The organism is Microbacterium sp. NRRL B-14842 (genome assembly GCF_050470785.1).
The window spans coordinates 3,332,217-3,351,164 of the sequence record NZ_JBFLUM010000001.1; the positions used below are offsets into that span (position 1 = coordinate 3,332,217).

An 18,948-nucleotide genomic window follows, 5' to 3' on the forward strand; every position below is an offset into this window, starting at 1 on the left:
TCATGCGCACACGCATGCTGGGAATCACCGCGGTCGCCGCGGCATCCGTCCTCGTCCTCGCCGGGTGCGGCGGCGGAGGGGGAGACGACCAGGCGGCCGACGCCGACTTCGGCGCGGAGCCGAGCGGCACGCTCAAAGCGTGGGGCTTCGAGAACGCCGACGACGTCGGCACCTCGCGCATGGACTACGCCGCCGAGCAGCTGAAGGACGTCGAGGTCGACCTCGACGCGACGGCCTTCGACGCGCAGAAGTTCACCACGCGGATCGCGAGCGGCGACGTGCCCGACGTCGTGCAGATGGACCGCCGGTACGTGACCACGTATGCCGCGCAGGACCTCATCATGCCGCTCGACGAGTGCTTCGCCGCCCAGGACGTCTCGCCGCGGGACCACTGGTACCCCTTCGTCGTCGACGACGTCACCTACGACGATGCCGTGTGGGCGGTGCCGCAGTTCTACCAGCCGCCGGCGATCCTGCTGAACAAGGCCGTGCTCGACGAGGCGGGGGTGACGGCGGACGAGATCGACACCTCCAAGCCCGACGTGCTGCTCGGCGCGATCGAGAAGATGTACCAGGAGTCCGGCGGCGTGCCCACGCGGCTCGGGTTCGACCCCGTCGCGACGGGCCAGGCCGGGCTGTGGATTCTCGGCATGGGCGGCCAGCTCAACGATGAGAAGGGCGCGCCCACCCTGGACGACCCCAGCAACGTGGCCGGCATCGAGATGCTCAAGCAGATCACCGACGCGCAGGGCGGCTTCGCGGCCGTCAAGAGCTTCACCGACTCGTTCGACGCCTTCGGCGACCAGAACCAGTTCGTCGCCCAGCAGGTCGGCGCGCAGGTGAACGCGCAGTGGTATCCGAACGTGCTGAGCCCCTACGCCGACCAGATCGACCTCGAGGCTGTGCCGTTCCGGAATGCCGACGGGGAGCCGTTCTCGGTCGCGTCCGGCACCGCGTTCGTGATCCCGGCCGGGGCGGAGAACCCCGCGGCGGCGTGCGCCTGGATGGTGAACCTCACCTCGGACGACGCCTGGAACGCGGCGGGCGAGGCCCGTGCCGAGACGCTGAAGACCGATGGCGGTATCAACACCGGGCTCTTCACCGGATCGCCGTCCGCCGATCAGTCGATCCGTGAGACCTTCGTGACGGACAGCGGCAACGCCGGCTTCGACCAGGTCATCTCGACCTACTACGACGTGGTGGACTACGGACAGTCCTTCGGTTCCTCGCCCGCGGGCCAGGAGATCCAGAACGAACTCAACAACGCGATCACCGCAGCGCTGCTCGGGGACAAGTCTCCCGAGGACGCGCTGAAGGAGGCGCAGGAGGCGGCGATGCGGGCGTACGAGAACGCCACGGCCGGCTAGACCCCGGAGGGGCAGAGCGCCAGGCGGCCATGTCCGCCTGGCGCTCGTCGACGGATCGGGTCGGCGTGGATGATGGAGGCCTACCGATCGGAGGTCGACCATGGACCAGCGTGAGCTCGATGAGCGGATCCGCGACTACTACGAGGACCAGTTCGACGAATCGGCGCGGTTGACGACCCGCTCGGCGCAAGGACCTCTGGAGCACCAGCGCATCCAGGAGCTGATCGCCGCGCACCTCCCCGAGGGTCGCGTCATCGATGTCGGAGGCGGGGCGGGCGTCCATGCGCGGTCGCTCCTGGCCCGTGGCCATCAGGTCATCCTCGTCGACCCGGTGCGCGGGCACGTCCACAGCGCGGCGCAGCGGGGCGTGGATGCTCGTGTAGGGGACGCGCGCTCGTTGCCGTTCACCGCGGACAGCTTCGATGCCGCTCTTCTCCTCGGTCCGCTGTACCACCTGGCGGATCGCGCGGACCGCCTCCAGGCGCTCGGCGAGGCCGCACGGGTGGTGCGATCCGGCGGCTGGGTGTTCGCGGCAGGCCTCTCGCGATTCGTCGGATTCGGTCAGCTCGCGCTGGGCGTGACCGACCTCCACCTCGACGATGAACACGGCGCACTGCTGGAGCACGGGGCGCCCTCCTCGCGAGGTCGCTTCCCTGCCGGGCACTTCCACACGGCGGATTCGCTCGCCGAGGAGGCCGCCGCCGCCGGACTCGACGTTGTGGAGGTCCATGGCGTCGAAGGGCCCGGCGGGCTGCTGCTGGAGGAGATGCCTGCGGAGGAGACGGCGCTCACACAGGCGGCTCTCCTGCTGGCGCGAGCCGGGAGCACCGTTCCCGGAATCCGGGAGCTCAGCCCGCACCTCCTGGTCGTGAGCCGGGTGCGGTGACGCTCCGCAGTGTTGACTGTTAACAGTCAACACTGGTAGCCTCGCGGTGTCGACAACACGGTCGACCCACGTAGAGGAGCAAAGATGCCCCGCATGCGCATCACTCGGGCGGCCGCTGCCTTCGCCGCCCTCGCCGCCACCGCTCTGGTGCTGTCGGCCTGCACGAAGGTCGACGAGAGCGAGGGGGCCGCCTCGACCTATCCCGAGGACGACATCCGGCTGATCATCCAGGCCAACCCCGGCGGCGGCTCCGACCTGTCGTCCCGCGCGCTCGCCACCGAGCTCGAGAAGATCCTCGGTGTCAGCGTGATCCCGGAGAACATGCCCGGTGCCGCGGGAGCGCTCGCGATGGAGTACGTCGGCTCGCAGGATCCGGACGGCTACGTCATCGGCTTCGCGCCCGTCGAGATCGCGATGCTCAACACGACCCAGAGCGCCGACGTGCTGCCCGACGACTTCGACCTGCTCGGCCAGATCATGCTCGCTCCCGGCGTCATCACGGTGGGTGCCGACAGCGGCATCGAGACCCTCGACGACCTCGTGACGCAGGCGAAGTCCGGCGCGGTCACGGTCGCGAACTCCGGTGCCGGCTCGATCTGGGAGGCCGCCACGCTCGGCCTCGGCCAGGCGACCGACGCCGACTTCACCCCCGTCCCCTACGACGGCGGCGCCACGGCGGTCGCGGCCGCCGCGTCCGGTGAGACCGTCGCCGCCGTCTCCGGACTCGGCGAGGCGCTCGCGCAGGGCGAGGCCGTCCGCATCCTCGCGGTCATGAACGACGAGCGTCACCCCGACGCGGAGGATGTCGAGACGGTCGAGGAGGCCATCGGCGAAGAGGTCGTCTTCGGCGGCTGGGGCGGCATCTACGCACCGGCCGGACTGCCGGACGACGTGCACGACGCCCTCGAAGCCGCCGTCAAGGAGGCCGTGGAGTCCGAGAGCTACCAGAAGTTCCAGGCCGACGCCGGCAACCTCGTGGTCTACCGCGACTCCGAGGAGTGGACCGGGTTCGTCGACGACCAGTTCGCCCTGTTCCAGGACCTCCTGGGCTGAACACCTCCGGTGGGGTCGGCACGCGCCGACCCCACCGGGTCCTCCGACGAAGGAGCACCATGACCAGCCCCGACACCGCGGCCGAGCCGGTCGCGCCGGGCGGCTACGAGGGAGCGACCGCCTCCCGTCCCCTCGAGATCGCGTTCGCCGCCGTCGCCCTCGCGATCACCGCCGGCTACCTCTTCCTCGCCACGCAGATCCCGCTGCGCCGCGAGGCCGCCCCCGGACAGATCGACGCCCGCTTCTGGCCGCTCGTCATCGGCGTGACCGGCGTCGTGATCGCGATCGCCCTGCTCGCCGTGGCGATCACGCGACCGGCACCCACGCGTGAGGATCTCGAGCGCATCCAGCCGGGCGGCGTCCTCCGGGTGATCGCGACGATCGCGATCGCCGGCGCCTTCATCGCGCTGTGGGCCCTCGGCTCGGTCATCCTCTTCGGCTACCGGATCGAGGTCTTCCCGATCGCCTGTGCTCTGCTCATGGCCGCACTGATGCTCCTCTACGGCCACCGCCGCTGGCTGAGCCTCGTCATCTACTCCGCCGCCGTCACGGCATTCGTCTACGTCGTCTTCGGCATGCTCCTGAGGATCCCCCTGTGAACGCGCTCCTGGAGGGGCTGAACTCGCTCCTCGACATCTCGATCCTGCTGTACATGGCAGTCGGCCTCGTGCTCGGCTTCATGGTCGGCGCCTTCCCCGGCATCACCGCGACCATGGCCGTCGCACTCGCCGCCGGCTTCACCATGACCCTGGAGCCCGTGCAGGGCCTCGCGGTGCTCCTGACGATCTACGTCGCGGCGAACTTCGGCGACCGGGTGCCGTCCATCCTCATCAACACCCCGGGGACACCCGCCTCCATCGCCACCACCCTCGACGGCTATCCCATGGCGAAGCAGGGCAGGGCCGGTCTGGCGCTGACGATCTCCGCGATCGTGTCGGCCGTCGGCATCCTCGCCTCGCTCGTGCTCTTCTCGGTCGCCGCCGTGCCGATCGCCAGCTTCGCCCGGGACTACTTCAAGTCGCCCGAGCTGTTCGCGCTCGTCGTCTTCGGCATCGCGATCATGATCGGCATCTCGTCGAAGTCGATGCTCAAGGGCATCCTGGCCGGTCTCTTCGGGCTGATGCTCGGCAGCGTCGGCACCTACGCGGCCACCGCCGACCAGCGCTTCACGTTCGGCGTGCTGGAACTCGTCGAGGGCGTGAACTTCATCGCCGTCATCATCGGTCTCTTCGGCATCGCCGAGCTGTTCGATCAGCTCCTCACGCACCGGAAGTCGCGCGTCCGACCGATCTCGAGCCTCGGCCGGTGGTGGCCGAACCGCGCCGAGCTGAAGCAGAGCGGACGGGCCACCGCGGTCGGCGGGGCGGTCGGCCTCGGCGTCGGCCTCATCCCCGCGGCCGGCGGCGACATCGCCGGGCTCATCGGCTGGGAGCGGGCGCGGAAGGCGTCGAAGCACCCGGAGATGTTCGGAAAGGGGTCGATCGAGGGCGTCGCCGCGTCCGACACCGCCTCCAGCGCCACGCTCGGCGGCTCGCTCACCACCACGATGGCGCTCGGCATCCCCGGCGACTCCGTGATGGCGGTCATGATCGGCTCGATGATCATCTGGGGCATCACCCCCGGGCCCACGCTGTTCACCAACCGCCCCGACCTCGTCGTCTCGATCGTCGGCATCATGCTCGTCGCGACCCTCCTGTCGCTCGCGCTGAGCCTCGTGCGGATGAAGGGCATGGTCAAGCTGCTCGACGTGCCGCAGCCGTATCTGTGGAGCGGCATCCTCATCTTCTGCATCATCGGCACCTACGCCACCTCGAACAGTCTGTCGACGGTCGTCACGATGCTCGTCTTCGGGGTGATCGGCGTGCTGCTCAAGCGCATGCAGGTCCCGGCAGGACCCGTGGTGCTCGGCCTGCTGCTCGGTCCGCTCGCCGAGGAGAACCTCGCCCGCACGCTGGCGATCCTGCCGACGCGGCCGTTCTTCGAGGTCGTCAGCCCGATCGCCCTCGTGCTGCTCGCGCTCGCGGTGCTGTCGATCGTGATGCCCGCGATCCGCGCCGCCCGCACGCCCCGCGCCGAGCGGGCCTCGTTGGAGGACTCGATCCTCCACACCGACAGCATCGTGCAGATCGAGATGGCGCACGACGAGCTCGCCGCGCAGCCCGACCTGCTCACCTCCACCGTCCGCAACGTCGACGCGGGTACGCGCCGGGGACGCGCTGACCGCAAGAACCGCCAGAGCACGACCTCCGAGGAGACCGAGAAGTGACCCGCTACGACATCCTGACCGCCGTCCCGACCGCGTTCCACCGCGACGGGACCCTCGACCTCGACGGGTCGCGTGCGATCTTCCGATTCGTGGCCGACTCGGGGAACGAGGGCGCCTTCGTCCTCGGCACCACGGGCGAGTTCCCCGCGGTGGACGCGGACGAGTTCCGGGCGCTCGTGGCCGCCGCGCTCGAGGAGCTGGCCGGCCGGATGCGCGTCATCGTGCACGTCGGGCAGCCGAGCACGTTCGAGGCCGTGCGCCTGGTTGGCATCGCGAAGGAGCTCGGGGCCACGGAGTTCGCGGCCCTCACCCCCTATTACCTGCGTGCCACGGACGATGCGATCCTGGACTACTACCGCGCCGTCTCGGCGGCCGTGGGGGAGGGGCGCCTCTACGTCTACATCTACCCCGCGCGTAGCGGGAACCCGGTCTCGCCGGAGCTGCTCGTGCGCATCGCCGCGCTTCCGAACGTGGTGGGAGCGAAGGTGAGCGAGCTGTCGCTCGACGACATCGCGGCCTACCGTGCGGCCGTGCCGACGGGCTTCGAGCTCTACACCGGCGCCGACCGCGACCTCATCGCGGCCGTCGAGGCGGGGGCGCAGGGTGTCGTCTCGGGCGTCTCCTCCGTGACGCCGAAGCCCTTCCGCGCCCTCGCCGATGCCGGGCGCTCCGGAGATGCCGAGGCCATCGCGGCGGCACAGGCAGCCGTCGACGACGTCGTCGCGCTCATCGGCGGCGACATGGGGCGCATGAAGGAGGCGTACCGCGTGCTCGACGTCGTGGACACGCACTGCCGCATGGCGATCGCCGAACCCTCCGCCGACGAGCGGGCCGCCGTCGCACAGGTGGTGGCCACGCACCGCTGACACGACTCCGGGACATACACGGGCGGGATGCCGCGGCCTTCGGGTCGCGGCATTTCTGCATGCGTTCGCTTTTACTTGTCCGACAAGTGAGCGCAGTCAGGAGCCTACTTGACGACACGCAGGGAGAGTGTCTAGGCTCAGGAACGGAAATTCCGCCGATGTCGCGAAGGAGCGAACGGGACATGTCAGACAAGATCGAGATCACCGGGTCCGACTTGTCAGACGCGCTCGCTCGACGTCTGGCTCAGCACCTGCAGCGCTCCGGGCTGGAGATCGGCGACCCGCTGCCCACCGAGGCCGAACTCGGCGCCGTGCTGGAGGTGGGACGGCAGCGCATCCGCGAGGCCCTCAGCGTGCTCGAAGCGTTCGGCATCGTGGCCTCTCGGCAGGGCGCGCGCCGCGTGTGGCGCGGGTTCCGTGCCGCCGATCTCGCCACCCGCTGGATCGGCTTCGTCGACGACCCGGAGGCCGCCACCCGCGAGCTCCTGGAAGTGCGTCACGCGCTGGAGACTTCGCTGCTTCCCCTGGTCATCCCGCGCCTGCAGCCGAGCGACCTGACCCGCCTGCGTCTGCTCTCGGAGGAGATGGTGGAGCGAGCCCTGCGCAACGAGAGCTTCGCGGAGCTCGACCAGCAGTTCCACCGTGGGCTGCTCGCGCCGATGCGCAATGCGTTCGTGGACCAGTTCCTGCAATCTTTCTGGGTCGTCTTCGCGGCCGCGCGACGGGAGGAGCCCGTGGAGGAGGACCCCGCCATCGCCGCGATGCACGGTCGCATCATCGACGCGATCGAGGCCGGCGACACCCGCCGAGCCGTCCACGAGCTCGACGCCCACTTCTACGGCGTCCGCAACCGCTACCCGGATATCGACTTCGGCACCACGGCCGCGCTGCCGGTCTGACCCCTCCCCGCACCGGCGCGTTCTGCCGCACCCGTTTTGAAATCGATTTCGCACAACCCTCATCTGATCGACGAAGGAGTACGCATCATGAGATCCACCCGATTCCTCCCCGGATTGGCCGTCCTCGGCGTGGTCGCCCTCACCGCCGGCTGCGCCGGAGGCGCCCCGACGGGCGAGGGCGACGGTCCCGTCGAGATCACCTACTGGCTCTGGCAGGACGACGCGACCGACCCCACCTGGACGGAGCTCGCGGACGAGTTCAACGACGCGCAGGACGAGGTGGAGGTCGTGCTGGAGACGATCCCCCTCGACCAGTACCAGAACCAGCTCGTGTCCTCTGCGATGAACGGCACCGGACCGGATGCCGCCCGCAGCAAGGACTGGTGGCTCGGGCAGTTCGCGCCGCAGGGCGCCATCGCCGACCTCACCCCGTACGTCGATGGCTGGGACGCCTCGGACGACGTCGTCGACTCGCTCTGGGCGACGGGGCAGCTGCCCGGCGAGGACGCCGTCTACATGCTGCCGCACCAGTACACGACGCTCTACCTCTACTACCGCGTGGACTACTTCGAGGAGCTCGGGCTCGAGGCGCCGCGCACCCAGCAGGACCTCCTCGACGCGGCGGCGGCCCTCACCGGCGACGGCCGGTACGGCATCGACGTTCGCGGCGGTGCGGGCGGACAGGACCAGTGGCTCGCATGGATGTACGCCGGCGGCGCGTCGGTCGTCGACGACTCCGGCGAGGTCGTCCTGGACGACGCGAAGGGCGTCGCGGTGAACGAGGACTACCTCAGCATCGTCACCGACCTGCAGGCCGCGCCCCCCGGATCGATCACGGCCGCCTTCGCCGACGTCAAGACGAACTTCGTCGAGGGTCTCACCGGCATGATGATCCACCACCCGGGTTCCCTGAAGGAGCTGCAGGGCGTCTTCGGCGACAAGCTCGGCGTCGTCCCGATCCCCACGGAGGACGGGAAGCCGGGCGCGACACTCGGCAGCATGAGCGGCAACGTCATCCTCGAGGGCTCCGACAAGAAGGACGCCGCGTGGACCTGGATCTCCTGGCTGAGCGAGGAGGCGCAGATGGAGAAGATCTCCACCTCGCCGCAGGGCCAGCTGCCCGTGCTCGAGTCGGTGATCGACACCGAGGCGTACTCGTCCGACCCGCAGCTCGCGGTCGCGGTCGACGCGATCCCCACCGCCAAGACCTGGCCGGCGCTGGAGGGGGTGGCGGAGCTCGCCGCCAAGGAGTGGAACCCGCTCATCCAGCAGGCGTTCCAGGGTGAGATCAGCAGCCAGGACGTGCTGACGAAGATGTCCGACGTGCTGCGCTGAGGACCGACATGGCAAGCTCCACTCTCACGGAAGCGGTCGTCACCGGCCGGCCGGCCCCGCGCCGGCCGGTGACCCGGCCCCGGCAGCGCGCTCGCCGCGGGTCGGTCGCCCCGCTCGTCCTGCTCGCGCCGGCGATCGCGCTGGTCGCGGTCTTCGCCGGGTATCCGCTCGTCCGCTCGATCTGGTTCTCGTTCAACGACGTGAGCGTCTTCACCGGCGTGCTCGAGTTCGTCGGGTTCCAGAACTTCGCCAGTGTCATCGGCACGGCGGAGTTCCTGCCCACGCTCGGCCGCACGGCCATCTGGACGTTCGGCGCCGTCTCCCTCCAGCTGATCGGCGGGCTGTCGCTCGCGCTCATGCTGAACAACCGCTTCCCGCTGCGGGGCGTGTACCGCGGGCTGATCATGATCCCGTGGGCGACGCCCAGCGTCCTGGTCGCGCTGATGTGGAAGTGGATCCTCGATCCGAACAACGGCGTCCTCAATCAGTGGCTGCTGAACGCCGGGGTCATTGACGCCCCGATCGAGTTCCTGTCGCAGAACAGCACCGCGCTGCCGACCCTCGTGATGATCGACGTCTGGCAGGGCATCCCGCTCTTCGCGATCATGATCCTCGCGGCGCTGCAGAGCGTGTCCGGCGAGCTCAAGGAGTCCGCGCAGATCGACGGATGCGGGCCGGTCGGCGTGTTCCGTCACGTCGTGCTGCCCGCCATCCTCCCGACGATCCTCATCACGACGCTCCTGCGCCTGATCTGGACCTCGAACTACGTCGACCTCATCTTCATCCTCACCGGCGGCGGGCCGGGCACGTCCTCGACGACCCTGGCGCTCGAGTCGTATCTGACGACCTACAAGGCCAGCGACTTCGGTGCCGGCGCGGCGTACGCCGTCATCCAGGCCCTGTTCCTCGCCGTCTTCATCGCGCTCTACGTGCGCCTCACCCGGAAGGACACCACGCGATGAGTACGACGACCGTCCCCGTCCGCTTCGGCCGCTTCGCGGGAAGGACCGGCTTCGCGATCGCCCTCCTCGGCGTCCTCGCGATGGTGCTCGGGCCGTACATCGTCATGCTGCTGACGTCGCTCACGCCCCGGGATCAACTCGCCGGCGCCGGAGCGAACCTCATCCCCTCGGAGTTCACGACCGCCTCCTACGCCGAGCTGCTGTCGACCACGCCGTTCCTGACCTATCTGCGGAACAGCCTCACCGTCGCCGCGATCGCCGTCCCGGTGACCCTCGTCGTCTCCACCGGCGCCGCGATCGCGATGTCGCGGTTCGACTTCCGCGGCCGCGGGGCCGTCATGATCGGGCTGCTGCTCGCGCAGATGTTCCCCGCCGTGCTGCTCGTGATCTCGCTGCAGGGGCAGCTCCGCGGGATGGGGCTGATGGACACGACGCTGGGTCTCGCACTGGTCCACGCCGCGTTCGCCACGCCGTTCGCCACCTGGCTGCTCAAGGGCTTCGCGGACTCGATCCCGCGCGAGATCGAGGAGGCCGGCCAGATCGACGGGGCCTCGTCCTGGCAGATCATCCGCATCCTGCTGCTGCCCCTGCTGCGGCCGGGGATGGTGGCGGCGGGAACCTACGCGTTCATCCTCACCTGGAACGAGTTCCTCTACGCCCTCACGTTCACCTCGCAGACGGCGACCCGAACCCTGCCGGTCGGCCTGCACCTGTTCATCGGCGAGTACCAGATCCGGTGGGATCTGCTCACCGCGGGCGGCGTGCTCTCGGTGCTCCCCGTCGTCGTCGGCTTCCTCCTCGTGCAGAAGCGCCTCGTCGCCGGACTCGCCGCCGGCGCCGTCAAGGGCTGACGCCCCCTCCGACCCCTCCTCGTCGTCCCGGAAGGACCACGCATGAAAATCGAATCGATCGACCTCCAGCTCTCCCGCATCCCCCTCCCCAAGGGGCCGTGGGGGGACCAGATCCATCGGGTGACCCACATCGAGATCATCCTCGCCGACATCACCACCGACACCGGCCTGGTCGGCACCGGGTTCAGCCACACCTCCGGCGTCGGCGGCCAGATGATGATGGCGGCGCTGCGCGAGCTCATCCCCACGCTCATCGGCCGTGAGGTCAATCCGCGAGCCGTCTGGCAGCACTCCTGGCAGCATCTCCGCGACAACGGCCCCGGCGGGACCACCACGCTCGCGCTCGCCGCGATCGACGTGGCGCTGTGGGATCTGCTGGGGCTGCACTACCAGCAGCCTCTCGCGAAGCTCCTCGGGCAGGTGCGCGACCGGGTCGCGCTGTACGGCAGCGGCATCAACCTCAACCTGTCCGCCGAGGAGGTCGTCGAGCAGGTCAAGGAGTGGAAGGCCGACGGGTACGCCGCCGGGAAGGTCAAGGTCGGCAAGCCGGACCTCGAGGAGGACGTCTACCGGCTCACCAGGATCCGCGAGGCCGTCGGCGAGTACCCGCTCATGGTCGACGCCAACCAGGGATGGACCTACGGGGAGGCGGTCCGGGCGGTCACCCGGTTCCGCGACCTCAACCTGTACTGGGTCGAGGAGCCGCTGCGCGTGGACGACGTCGCCTCGCACGCCCGCCTCCGGGCGCGCTCTCCGATCCCGATCGGCCTGGGCGAGAACGTCTACACGCTCCAGCAGTTCAACCAGTACCTCCTCGCCGACGCGTGCGACTTCATCCAGGCCGACGTCGGTCGTGTGGGCGGCATCACGCCCTACATGGACATCGCCGCCCTGGGCCGGGCGTACAACGCCCCCATGACGCCGCACTTCGTGATGGAGCTCACGGCCAACGTGCTCTGCGCGGTGCCCAACGCCCTGTTCGGCGAGATGACGGACGGCGGCACGCTCACCGACCTCGGCGTCATCGTGCCGCAGCGGCCGCAGAACGGGTTCTTCGTCCCGACCGGAGCGCCGGGGAACGGCCTGGAGTACGACCGCGAGAACCTCGCGCGGCACGCGGTGAGCTGAGGGAGACGAACGACATGACGGACATCTTCGACCTCACCGACCGCATCATCCTCGTCACCGGCGGCCTCGGCCAGATCGGCTCGGCCTTCGTCCGCGAGCTGCACGGGCGCGGTGCCCGGGTGGCCGTGGCATCGCGCACCGTCGACGCCGCGCGCCTGCAGGAGACGTTCCCCGAGATCGCCGACAGCCCGCGCCTCCTCGGCGTCTCCGTGGACATCGTCTCGAAGGACAGCGTCGAGGCCGGCCTCGATGCGATCGTCGATGCGTGGGGTGCGGCGCCGGACGGCGTGATCAACAACGCGGGACTGGACACCCAGCCGAGCGCGCCGCCCGAGGTCTCCGGCCCGTTCGAGGACTTCCCCCTCGACGTGTTCCGGGAGGTGGTCGACGTGAACCTCGTCGGCACCTTCCTCGTGACGCAGGCGGCCGGTGCCCGGATGCGCGCCGCCGGAAAGCCGGGCTCGATCATCAACGTCGGCTCGATCTACGGGATGGTGTCCCCGGTGCAGGACATCTACGCCTACAAGGAGGAGCAGACCGGGGTGCCGTTCGTGAAGCCGGTGGCCTACTCGGCGGCGAAGTCGGGGCTCTACAACCTCACGCGCTACTGCGCGACGTACTGGGGGCGGCAGGGGATCCGGGTCAACACCCTCACTCCGTCCGGCGTCGGCCGAGACACGCAGGACGCGACCTTCCGGCAGAACTACACGGCGCGCATCCCGATCGGGCGGATGGCGGAGGCGACCGACTTCAACGGTGCCGCGGTCTTCCTGCTCTCCGATGCCTCGCGCTACATGACCGGAGCGAACCTCGTCGTGGACGGGGGGTGGACGGCATGGTGACCACCGCGGCGGACCTCGGGGTGTTGATGGCGGCGATTGCCACGCCCTACGACGCGGAGGGGGCGGTCGACACCGGGCTGCTCTCGACGCTCATCGGGGACTACGTGGCGCGCGGGGTCGAGGGGATCTACTGCTGCGGGTCGTCGGGGGAGGGCCTCCTCCTGTCGGCGGACGAGCGGACCGCGGTGGTGGAGACCGCGGTGAGCGCCGCGGAAGGGCGGATACCCGTCGTCGCCCACGTCGGCGCGCTGTCCACGAGGGAGGCCATCGAGCTCGCGCGACGGGCGCAGCAGGCCGGCGCATCCGCGCTCTCGATGATCCCGCCGATCTACTACTCGTTCGGCATCGAGGCCGTCCTCGACCATTACCGCGCGGTGCTGGACGCCGTGGATCTCCCGCTCATCGTCTACAACATCCCGCAGTTCACCGGGACGGAGTTCACGGTCGAGACGGCCGGCGAGCTCCTGGACGACGATCGGGTGATCGGACTCAAGCAGACCGCGCACAACATGTACGCCCTGGAGCGCATGAAGACGGCTTTCCCCGACAAGGCCTACATCAACGGCTTCGACGAGGTGTTCGTGCCGGCGCTCGCCGCCGGCGCCCGCGGGACCATCGGCACGACCGTCGGGCTGCAGGTCGAGCTCTTCCAGGCGGCGCGTCGCCTCCTCGACGTCGGCGACCTGGCCGGAGCGCAGCGGGTGCAGAGCCGGATCAACCATGTCATCGCCGAGCTGGTCGCGATCGACGTCTTCCCTGCGGCGAAGTACCTCTCCGGTCGCAGCGCGGGTGGCGCCGGAGCACTGGGCGACTGCCGTCGTCCGTTCCGACCGCTCTCGGACGCGGCTCGGGCCCGGCTGGATGCTCTCGGGGTGACTCTCGATCGATTCCTCGCGGAGGTCTGAGGGCTGAAACCGGTTACAGTGGGTGCCCATGGCCACGATCTACGACGTCGCGCGGCGGGCCGGCGTCTCGCCGGCCACGGTCTCGCGCGTCTTCAACGGCACGAGCGTGTCGGAGGAGAAGGCGGCGGCCGTGCGGGCGGCGGCGGAGGAGCTCCGATTCACGCCGAACCGGACGGCGCGCACGTTGCGGACCCAGAGCTCCGAGGTCATCGCCCTGGTGATCCCGGACATCGAGAACCCGTACTTCACCGAGATGGCGCGTGGGGTGGAGGACGCGGCGTCCGAGGCGGGGTACTCCGTCGTACTCTGCAACTCCGACGCCCAGGTCGAGAAGGAGGCGACGTACCTCCGGATCGCGATCGCCGAGAACATGTCGGGGGTGATCATCGCGACAGCGGATGAGCACTCGGATCTCGCGCCGGTGCGGGCGACGGGGCGGCCCGTGGTCGCCGTGGACCGTCGCACGGCCGCCGACATCGACGGCGTGGTGATGGCCAACCGGGAGGCGGGAGCCGCAGCGACGCAGAGCCTGCTCGACGCCGGGTATCGCCGCATCGCGTACATCGGGGGGCCCGCGCACATCGACACCGCGGCCGAGCGGGCGGAAGGTTGGCGGGGAGCCCTCTCGGCGATGGATCCCCATCATGAGCTGTCCTCGCTCCAGCGCTTCGCCACGTTCCGGGTCGACGGCGGGCGTGCGGCCATGGAGGAGCTCCTCGCGCTGCCGGAGCCGCCGGACGCGGTCGTCGCCGGGAACAACCTCATCGGCGTCGGCGCGATCCAGGTCCTCACGGAGCGCGGCCTCACCCCTCCGGAACTCGGTGTCGCGGTGATCGGATCGCTGCCCTTCACGACGCTGTCTCCCTCCGCTGTGACCGTCGTGCGGTTGCCGGCGCGGCACATGGGCGTGACGGCGGCGCGGATGCTGCTCGAACGGATCAGGGGAGACGTGCAGCCGGCTCGGACGGTCGTCCTCTCCGGCGAGGTGCAGCGCGCGACCGCACGCGCCTGACCGCAGGTCGCTACTGGGAGCGCCAGAACCGCGCTGCGAGGTTCGTCATCTCCTTGTCGAGATCGTCGACCTTCACCTCCAATCGGTCGAGGCGGTGATCGAGGCCGTCGAGTCGTGCGGTCATCTCGCCGCGGAGCCCGATCATCTCGCCACGCAGCCCGATCATCGCTCCCTGCAGCGCACCCATCGCCGCGCGCAGCGCTCCGATCTCGCTCATCATCACTCCGTGCAGCGCTGCCAGCGCCGCGTGCAGCCCACCGGTTTCGTTCGTCATCTCGATGCGGAGGCTGCCGATCTCGGTGGTCATCTCGGTGCGGAGGCCGTTGATCTCGCCGGTCATTTCGGTGCTGAGGGTGCCGATCTCGGTGGTCATGTCGGTGCGGAGGCCGTTGATCTCGCCGGTCATTTCGGTGCGGAGGCCGTTGATCTCACTGCGTAGTCGTGTGGTCTCGGTGGTCATGTCGGTGCGGAGGCCGGCGATCTCGGTGGTCATTTCGGTGCGGAGGCCGGCGATCTCGGTGCGTAGTCGTGTGGTCTCGGTGGTCATCTCGGTGCGCAGGCCGGCGACTTCGGCGGTCATGTCGGTCCGGAGGCTGCCGATCTCGCCGGTCATTTCGGTGCGGAGGCCGGCGATCTCGGTGGTCATCTCAGTGCGGAGGCCGGCGATCTCGGTGGTCATGTCGGTGCGGAGCCTGCCGATCTCGCCGGTCATCTCTCCCCGCAGCCCGCCTATCTCCGCACGGAGCACGCGACCGAACTGCGTCGTCATGAGGGTCATGCCGCCGAGCATCGTCGTCACGAAGATGCCGATCAGCGTCCATACCTGCGGGTCGTCCAAGGGCATGCCTCCAGTCTCGATCGGAGGGGTCAGGATGTCACGGTATTCCGGTGCCGAACCGGCGTTTTTCCGGTCAGGAGCGGGGATGGTGGAATCTTCGGAGATTGGCCATCGCGGTGCAGGAGCGGTCACCTCCTTGCGCCCTGAAATCGATTTCGCGTAGCCTGGGTCCAGGTCGGCACGGCCCGTCGGTATCGAAGGAGAGACCATGCGCTGCACTCTCGGGGTGGACATCGGCACGTCCAGCAGCAAGGGCGTCCTCGTCGACCCCGCCGGCACGATCCTCGCGACTGCGACCCGCGCGCACGACGTCTCCCGTCCGCAGTCCGGATGGGTCGAGATGGACGGCCGGATCTGGTGGGACGAGTTCGTCGAGCTGGCCACGGACCTTCTCTCCGCGGTCCCCGACGCGGACGTCGTGGGGGTCGGAGTGAGCGGCATGGGCCCGTGCATCCTGCTCGCCGACGAGGACGACGAGCCCGTGCGCCCCGCGATCCTCTACGGCGTGGACACCCGTTCCACCGCGCAGATCGAGCGCATGACGGCGGAGCTCGGCGTCGAGGAGATCACCCGCGTGGGCGGCTCGACCCTCACGTCGCAGGCCGGCGGGCCCAAGATCGCCTGGGTCGCCGAGGAGGAACCGGAGACCTGGCAGCGCGCGCGGCGGCTCTACATGCCCGCCTCCTGGTTGGCTCGCAAGCTCACCGGTGCCTACGTCCTCGACCACCAGTCCGCCAGCCAGGTCTCGCCGTTGTACGACATCGAGGGCGGGCAGTGGCACGAGCCCTGGTGGCAGCGGTTCGCCGGGACGGTCGAGCAGCCGCCGCTGCGCTGGGCGGGGGAGATCGCGGGCACCGTGACCGTCGCTGCGGCGGCCCTGACCGGCCTGCCCGAGGGAACGCCGGTCATCACCGGCACGATCGACGCCTGGACCGAGGCGGTGAGTGTCGGCGCCCATGAGGTCGGCGACCTCATGCTGATGTACGGTACGACGATGTTCCTCGTCGCGACCGGGGAGCAGACCCTCCGCACGCCCTCGATGTGGACGACGGCCGGCGCCTTCGCGGGCACGCGCAACCTCGCCGGCGGGCTGTCCACATCCGGAGCGCTCACCGCGTGGCTGAAGGACCTCTCCGGTACCGACTACCCGGCGCTGCTGGCCGAGGCGGAGGAGTCGGGGCCCGGCGCGAACGGCCTGCTGATGCTGCCGTACTTCGCCGGCGAGCGCACCCCGATCCAGGATCCGGATGCCCGCGGGGTCATCGCCGGGCTCACCCTCCGGCACACCCGAGGAGACCTCTACCGCGCCGCGCTCGAAGCCACAGCGCTGGGCGTGCGGCACAACGTCGAGACGATGCGCGCCGCCGGCGCCGACATCCGCCGCATCGTGGCGGTCGGCGGGGGCACGCAAGGGCGGCTCTGGCTGCAGATCGTCTCCGACATCACCGGGCTCGTGCAGGAGGTGCCGCAGACGACGATCGGCGCGAGCTACGGGGCCGCCTTCCTCGCGGCGACGGCCACGGCCGCCGAGGATGCCGCGCCCGCCATCGCCGACTGGAACCCCATCGCCGACACCGTCCGTCCGGACGAGGCGCTGCGCCCCTTCGCCGACGCCCTCTTCGACCGTTACGTGCGGCTGTACGACGGCTCGAAGGACGTCGTCCATGAACTCGCCGCCGCCCAGCGCGACGGCTCCCCGACCACCTCGACCCCGGAGAACTCATGACCGCTTACACCCTGCCCACCCCGGCGCCCCGTCCTGCCACGGCGCCGAAGACCGCCTACCTGATCGCGTCCGGCGATCTCCGTGAGTCGGCCAACACGGCCGGCTGGCCCACCCAGGTCGAGCTCGAAGCCGGGGTCACCGGCGTGCTGAATGACCTCGGCTGGACGGTCATCCGCGCCAACGAGGTCGACCCGGAGACCGGTCACGGGTTCATCTCCAGCCAGCGCATGGGTCTCGAGGTCTTCAAGAACATCCCCGTCGACGCACCGCTCATCGTCGCCGAGGCCGTCTGGCAGTACTCGCACCACGTGCTCGCGGGCCTCCGCACGCACGAGGGTCCGATCCTCACGGTGGCGAACTTCGCGGGCGACTGGCCCGGCCTCGTCGGCCTCCTCGGCCTCAACGCGGGCCTGACGAAGATGGACAAGCCGTACGCGACGATCTGGTCGGTCGACTTCACCGACGACTGGTTCCGCGAGGGCATCCGGGAGTGGACCGAGACCGGCGCCATCACCCACGATGCCTCCCACGTGCGTCCGCTCCCCGCGCTGCCCGACAGCCCGGAGAAGCAGCTCGGCGAGGCCCTGGCCGCGGAACTGCGCGCTGAGAAGGCCATCATCGGCGTCTTCGACGAGGGCTGCATGGGAATGTACAACGCCATCTTCGACGACGAGCTCCTCAACCAGACCGGCATCTACAAGGAGCGCCTGTCGCAGTCGGCGCTCTACGCGGAGATGCTGAACGTGACCGACGAGGAGGCCGACGCCGCGTACGACTGGCTGATCGAGCGGGGGATGACGTTCCGCTACGGCGAGGACGCCGCGACCGAGCTCACCCGTGAGCAGGTGCAGTGGCAGCTGAAGATGTACATCGCCGCGCTCCGCATCGCGGACGACTTCGGGCTCGACGCGGTCGGCATCCAGTACCAGCAGGGGTTGAAGGACCTCGTTCCGGCCTCGGACCTGGCGGAGGGCATCCTCAACTCCACCGAGCGCCCGCCGGTGACCTCGCGCGACGGCTCCCGCGTGCTGCACGAGGGGCGCGCGTTCCCGCACTTCAACGAGGCCGACGAGGGCGTCGCCGTCGATGCGCTCGTGACCGACCGCGTCTGGCGCGCGATGGGGCTCGTTCCCGACAACACTCTCCACGACGTCCGCTGGGGCGAGGACCACGACGGGCAGTTCGTGTGGGTGTACGAGATCTCCGGCTCGGTGCCGGCCTCCCACCTCGGCGGCTGGCAGAACGCGGAGGGCTGGCGCCAGGGGCACGTGTTCTTCCCTGCGGGCGGCGCCACGATCAACGGCGTCTCGAAGCCCGGCGAGGTCGTGCTCTCGCGGGTTTTCATCGCCGAGGGGGTCCTGCAGGCGGACATCTTCCGGGCGTCGGTCGTCGAGCTGCCGGCGGAGGAGACGCAGCGCCGGAAGGACGCCACGAACCCGGAGTGGCCGATCGCCCACGTGGTGCTGCACGGCATCTCGCGCGATCAGTTCATGGCACGGCACAAGGCGAACCACGCGCAGCTCGTCTACGCCCCCGACGCCGAGACCGCGGACAAGGCGCTGATCGCGAAGGCCGCGATGTTCGACGGCATGGGCATCAAGGTCAACCTCGTCGGCGACGTGTCGATCTGAGGCCGCGGCTCGTCACTGCGAGCGCCAGAACCGCGTCGCGAGGTTCGTGAGCTCCCTGTCGAGATCGTCGACCTTCGTCTCGATGCGTCCGAGCCGGGCGTCGAGGCCGTCGATCCGTGCGGAGAGGGTGCCGTCGATGCGATCGATCCGTGCGGAGAGCGTGCCGTCGATGCGGTCCACCTCCGCACGGATCACGCGGCTGAGCTGCGACGTCATGAGTGTCATGCCGCCGAGCATCACGGCGGCGAAGACGCCGATCAGTGTCCATACCTGCGGGTCGTCCACGGTCATGCCTCCAGTCTGAGTCCGGGGTCTCAGGCTGTCACGGTATTCCGCAGGGGCAGGGCCGCGAACACGGGACCTGTGGACGGGAGAAGCGGT

At 69.6% G+C, this 18,948-nt stretch carries 18 protein-coding genes; 16 read left to right on the plus strand and 2 right to left on the minus strand.

The window, feature by feature from the left end:
• The first annotated feature begins 2 nt into the window (after positions 1-2).
• The 14 genes from AB1285_RS16270 (at position 3) to AB1285_RS16335 (ending at position 14,372) form a co-directional block, all read left to right on the plus strand.
• Positions 3-1,367 (plus strand): extracellular solute-binding protein, encoded by a 1,365-nt coding sequence (locus tag AB1285_RS16270; RefSeq protein WP_144881801.1) that lies wholly within the window; start codon positions 3-5, stop codon positions 1,365-1,367.
• 100 nt (positions 1,368-1,467) lie between these two features.
• Entirely contained in the window at positions 1,468-2,253 is a 786-nt protein-coding gene (locus tag AB1285_RS16275; RefSeq protein WP_187662643.1) for a class I SAM-dependent methyltransferase, read from the plus strand.
• Between the two features lie 84 nt (positions 2,254-2,337).
• Positions 2,338-3,306 (plus strand): tripartite tricarboxylate transporter substrate binding protein, encoded by a 969-nt coding sequence (locus AB1285_RS16280; protein WP_429977489.1) that lies wholly within the window; start codon positions 2,338-2,340, stop codon positions 3,304-3,306.
• Between the two features lie 59 nt (positions 3,307-3,365).
• Positions 3,366-3,905, plus strand: a complete 540-nt coding sequence (locus tag AB1285_RS16285) for a tripartite tricarboxylate transporter TctB family protein (RefSeq protein WP_366237063.1) — start codon at positions 3,366-3,368, stop codon at positions 3,903-3,905.
• Positions 3,902-5,572, plus strand: coding sequence for a tripartite tricarboxylate transporter permease (locus tag AB1285_RS16290; RefSeq protein WP_370429129.1), 1,671 nt, complete (start codon positions 3,902-3,904; stop codon positions 5,570-5,572). Before AB1285_RS16285 ends, AB1285_RS16290 begins: the two co-directional genes overlap by 4 nt.
• On the plus strand, positions 5,569-6,438 hold the full coding sequence (locus AB1285_RS16295; RefSeq protein ID WP_370429130.1) for a dihydrodipicolinate synthase family protein: 870 nt from the start codon (positions 5,569-5,571) through the stop codon (positions 6,436-6,438). The genes AB1285_RS16290 and AB1285_RS16295 overlap by 4 nt, the downstream gene beginning before the upstream one ends.
• Positions 6,439-6,620: 182 nt before the next feature.
• A complete protein-coding gene (locus AB1285_RS16300) occupies positions 6,621-7,337 on the plus strand; it encodes a FadR/GntR family transcriptional regulator (protein WP_187662638.1) in 717 nt (238 codons plus the stop codon).
• 87 nt (positions 7,338-7,424) lie between these two features.
• On the plus strand, positions 7,425-8,672 hold the full coding sequence (locus tag AB1285_RS16305) for an ABC transporter substrate-binding protein (protein WP_268776953.1): 1,248 nt from the start codon (positions 7,425-7,427) through the stop codon (positions 8,670-8,672).
• 8 nt (positions 8,673-8,680) lie between these two features.
• Entirely contained in the window at positions 8,681-9,634 is a 954-nt protein-coding gene (locus AB1285_RS16310; protein WP_187662636.1) for a carbohydrate ABC transporter permease, read from the plus strand.
• Entirely contained in the window at positions 9,631-10,485 is an 855-nt protein-coding gene (locus AB1285_RS16315; RefSeq protein WP_187662635.1) for a carbohydrate ABC transporter permease, read from the plus strand. The genes AB1285_RS16310 and AB1285_RS16315 overlap by 4 nt, the downstream gene beginning before the upstream one ends.
• Positions 10,486-10,527: 42 nt before the next feature.
• Complete coding sequence (locus tag AB1285_RS16320; protein ID WP_370429131.1) at positions 10,528-11,613, plus strand: mandelate racemase/muconate lactonizing enzyme family protein; 1,086 nt, start codon at positions 10,528-10,530, stop codon at positions 11,611-11,613.
• A 14-nt stretch (positions 11,614-11,627) separates the two neighbouring features.
• On the plus strand, positions 11,628-12,455 hold the full coding sequence (locus AB1285_RS16325; protein ID WP_370429132.1) for an SDR family oxidoreductase: 828 nt from the start codon (positions 11,628-11,630) through the stop codon (positions 12,453-12,455).
• Positions 12,449-13,360 (plus strand): dihydrodipicolinate synthase family protein, encoded by a 912-nt coding sequence (locus AB1285_RS16330; RefSeq protein WP_259953796.1) that lies wholly within the window; start codon positions 12,449-12,451, stop codon positions 13,358-13,360. Before AB1285_RS16325 ends, AB1285_RS16330 begins: the two co-directional genes overlap by 7 nt.
• Before the next feature lie 28 nt (positions 13,361-13,388).
• On the plus strand, positions 13,389-14,372 hold the full coding sequence (locus AB1285_RS16335) for a LacI family DNA-binding transcriptional regulator (protein ID WP_187662631.1): 984 nt from the start codon (positions 13,389-13,391) through the stop codon (positions 14,370-14,372).
• Between the two features lie 10 nt (positions 14,373-14,382).
• Here AB1285_RS16335 and AB1285_RS16340 read toward each other — a convergent pair whose 3' ends face one another.
• Positions 14,383-15,216: a hypothetical protein gene (locus AB1285_RS16340; protein ID WP_370429133.1), complete on the minus strand. Its 834-nt coding sequence runs from the start codon at positions 15,214-15,216 to the stop codon at positions 14,383-14,385.
• A 202-nt stretch (positions 15,217-15,418) separates the two neighbouring features.
• Between AB1285_RS16340 and AB1285_RS16345 the strand changes: the two genes are divergently transcribed.
• Both AB1285_RS16345 and AB1285_RS16350 read left to right on the plus strand, forming a co-directional pair.
• Positions 15,419-16,936 carry an FGGY-family carbohydrate kinase gene (locus AB1285_RS16345; protein WP_370429134.1) on the plus strand — a complete coding sequence of 506 codons (1,518 nt, stop codon included), beginning with the start codon at positions 15,419-15,421 and terminating at the stop codon, positions 16,934-16,936.
• On the plus strand, positions 16,933-18,567 hold the full coding sequence (locus AB1285_RS16350; RefSeq protein WP_187662628.1) for a fucose isomerase: 1,635 nt from the start codon (positions 16,933-16,935) through the stop codon (positions 18,565-18,567). Before AB1285_RS16345 ends, AB1285_RS16350 begins: the two co-directional genes overlap by 4 nt.
• A gap of 12 nt (positions 18,568-18,579) precedes the next feature.
• Here AB1285_RS16350 and AB1285_RS16355 read toward each other — a convergent pair whose 3' ends face one another.
• Positions 18,580-18,858, minus strand: coding sequence for a hypothetical protein (locus AB1285_RS16355; protein ID WP_060922290.1), 279 nt, complete (start codon positions 18,856-18,858; stop codon positions 18,580-18,582).
• Between the last annotated feature and the right edge of the window lie 90 nt (positions 18,859-18,948).

Coding starts and splice junctions, on each gene's coding strand:
- AB1285_RS16310 (WP_187662636.1), top strand. CDS start 8,681: ATGGCAAGCTCCACTCTCACGGAAGCGGTCGTCACCGGCCGGCCGGCC.
- AB1285_RS16285 (WP_366237063.1), top strand. CDS start 3,366: ATGACCAGCCCCGACACCGCGGCCGAGCCGGTCGCGCCGGGCGGCTAC.
- AB1285_RS16320 (WP_370429131.1), top strand. CDS start 10,528: ATGAAAATCGAATCGATCGACCTCCAGCTCTCCCGCATCCCCCTCCCC.
- AB1285_RS16335 (WP_187662631.1), top strand. CDS start 13,389: ATGGCCACGATCTACGACGTCGCGCGGCGGGCCGGCGTCTCGCCGGCC.
- AB1285_RS16355 (WP_060922290.1), bottom strand. CDS start 18,858: ATGACCGTGGACGACCCGCAGGTATGGACACTGATCGGCGTCTTCGCC.
- AB1285_RS16340 (WP_370429133.1), bottom strand. CDS start 15,216: ATGCCCTTGGACGACCCGCAGGTATGGACGCTGATCGGCATCTTCGTG.
- AB1285_RS16270 (WP_144881801.1), top strand. CDS start 3: ATGCGCACACGCATGCTGGGAATCACCGCGGTCGCCGCGGCATCCGTC.
- AB1285_RS16345 (WP_370429134.1), top strand. CDS start 15,419: ATGCGCTGCACTCTCGGGGTGGACATCGGCACGTCCAGCAGCAAGGGC.
- AB1285_RS16300 (WP_187662638.1), top strand. CDS start 6,621: ATGTCAGACAAGATCGAGATCACCGGGTCCGACTTGTCAGACGCGCTC.
- AB1285_RS16280 (WP_429977489.1), top strand. CDS start 2,338: ATGCCCCGCATGCGCATCACTCGGGCGGCCGCTGCCTTCGCCGCCCTC.
- AB1285_RS16350 (WP_187662628.1), top strand. CDS start 16,933: ATGACCGCTTACACCCTGCCCACCCCGGCGCCCCGTCCTGCCACGGCG.
- AB1285_RS16305 (WP_268776953.1), top strand. CDS start 7,425: ATGAGATCCACCCGATTCCTCCCCGGATTGGCCGTCCTCGGCGTGGTC.
- AB1285_RS16330 (WP_259953796.1), top strand. CDS start 12,449: ATGGTGACCACCGCGGCGGACCTCGGGGTGTTGATGGCGGCGATTGCC.
- AB1285_RS16325 (WP_370429132.1), top strand. CDS start 11,628: ATGACGGACATCTTCGACCTCACCGACCGCATCATCCTCGTCACCGGC.
- AB1285_RS16275 (WP_187662643.1), top strand. CDS start 1,468: ATGGACCAGCGTGAGCTCGATGAGCGGATCCGCGACTACTACGAGGAC.
- AB1285_RS16315 (WP_187662635.1), top strand. CDS start 9,631: ATGAGTACGACGACCGTCCCCGTCCGCTTCGGCCGCTTCGCGGGAAGG.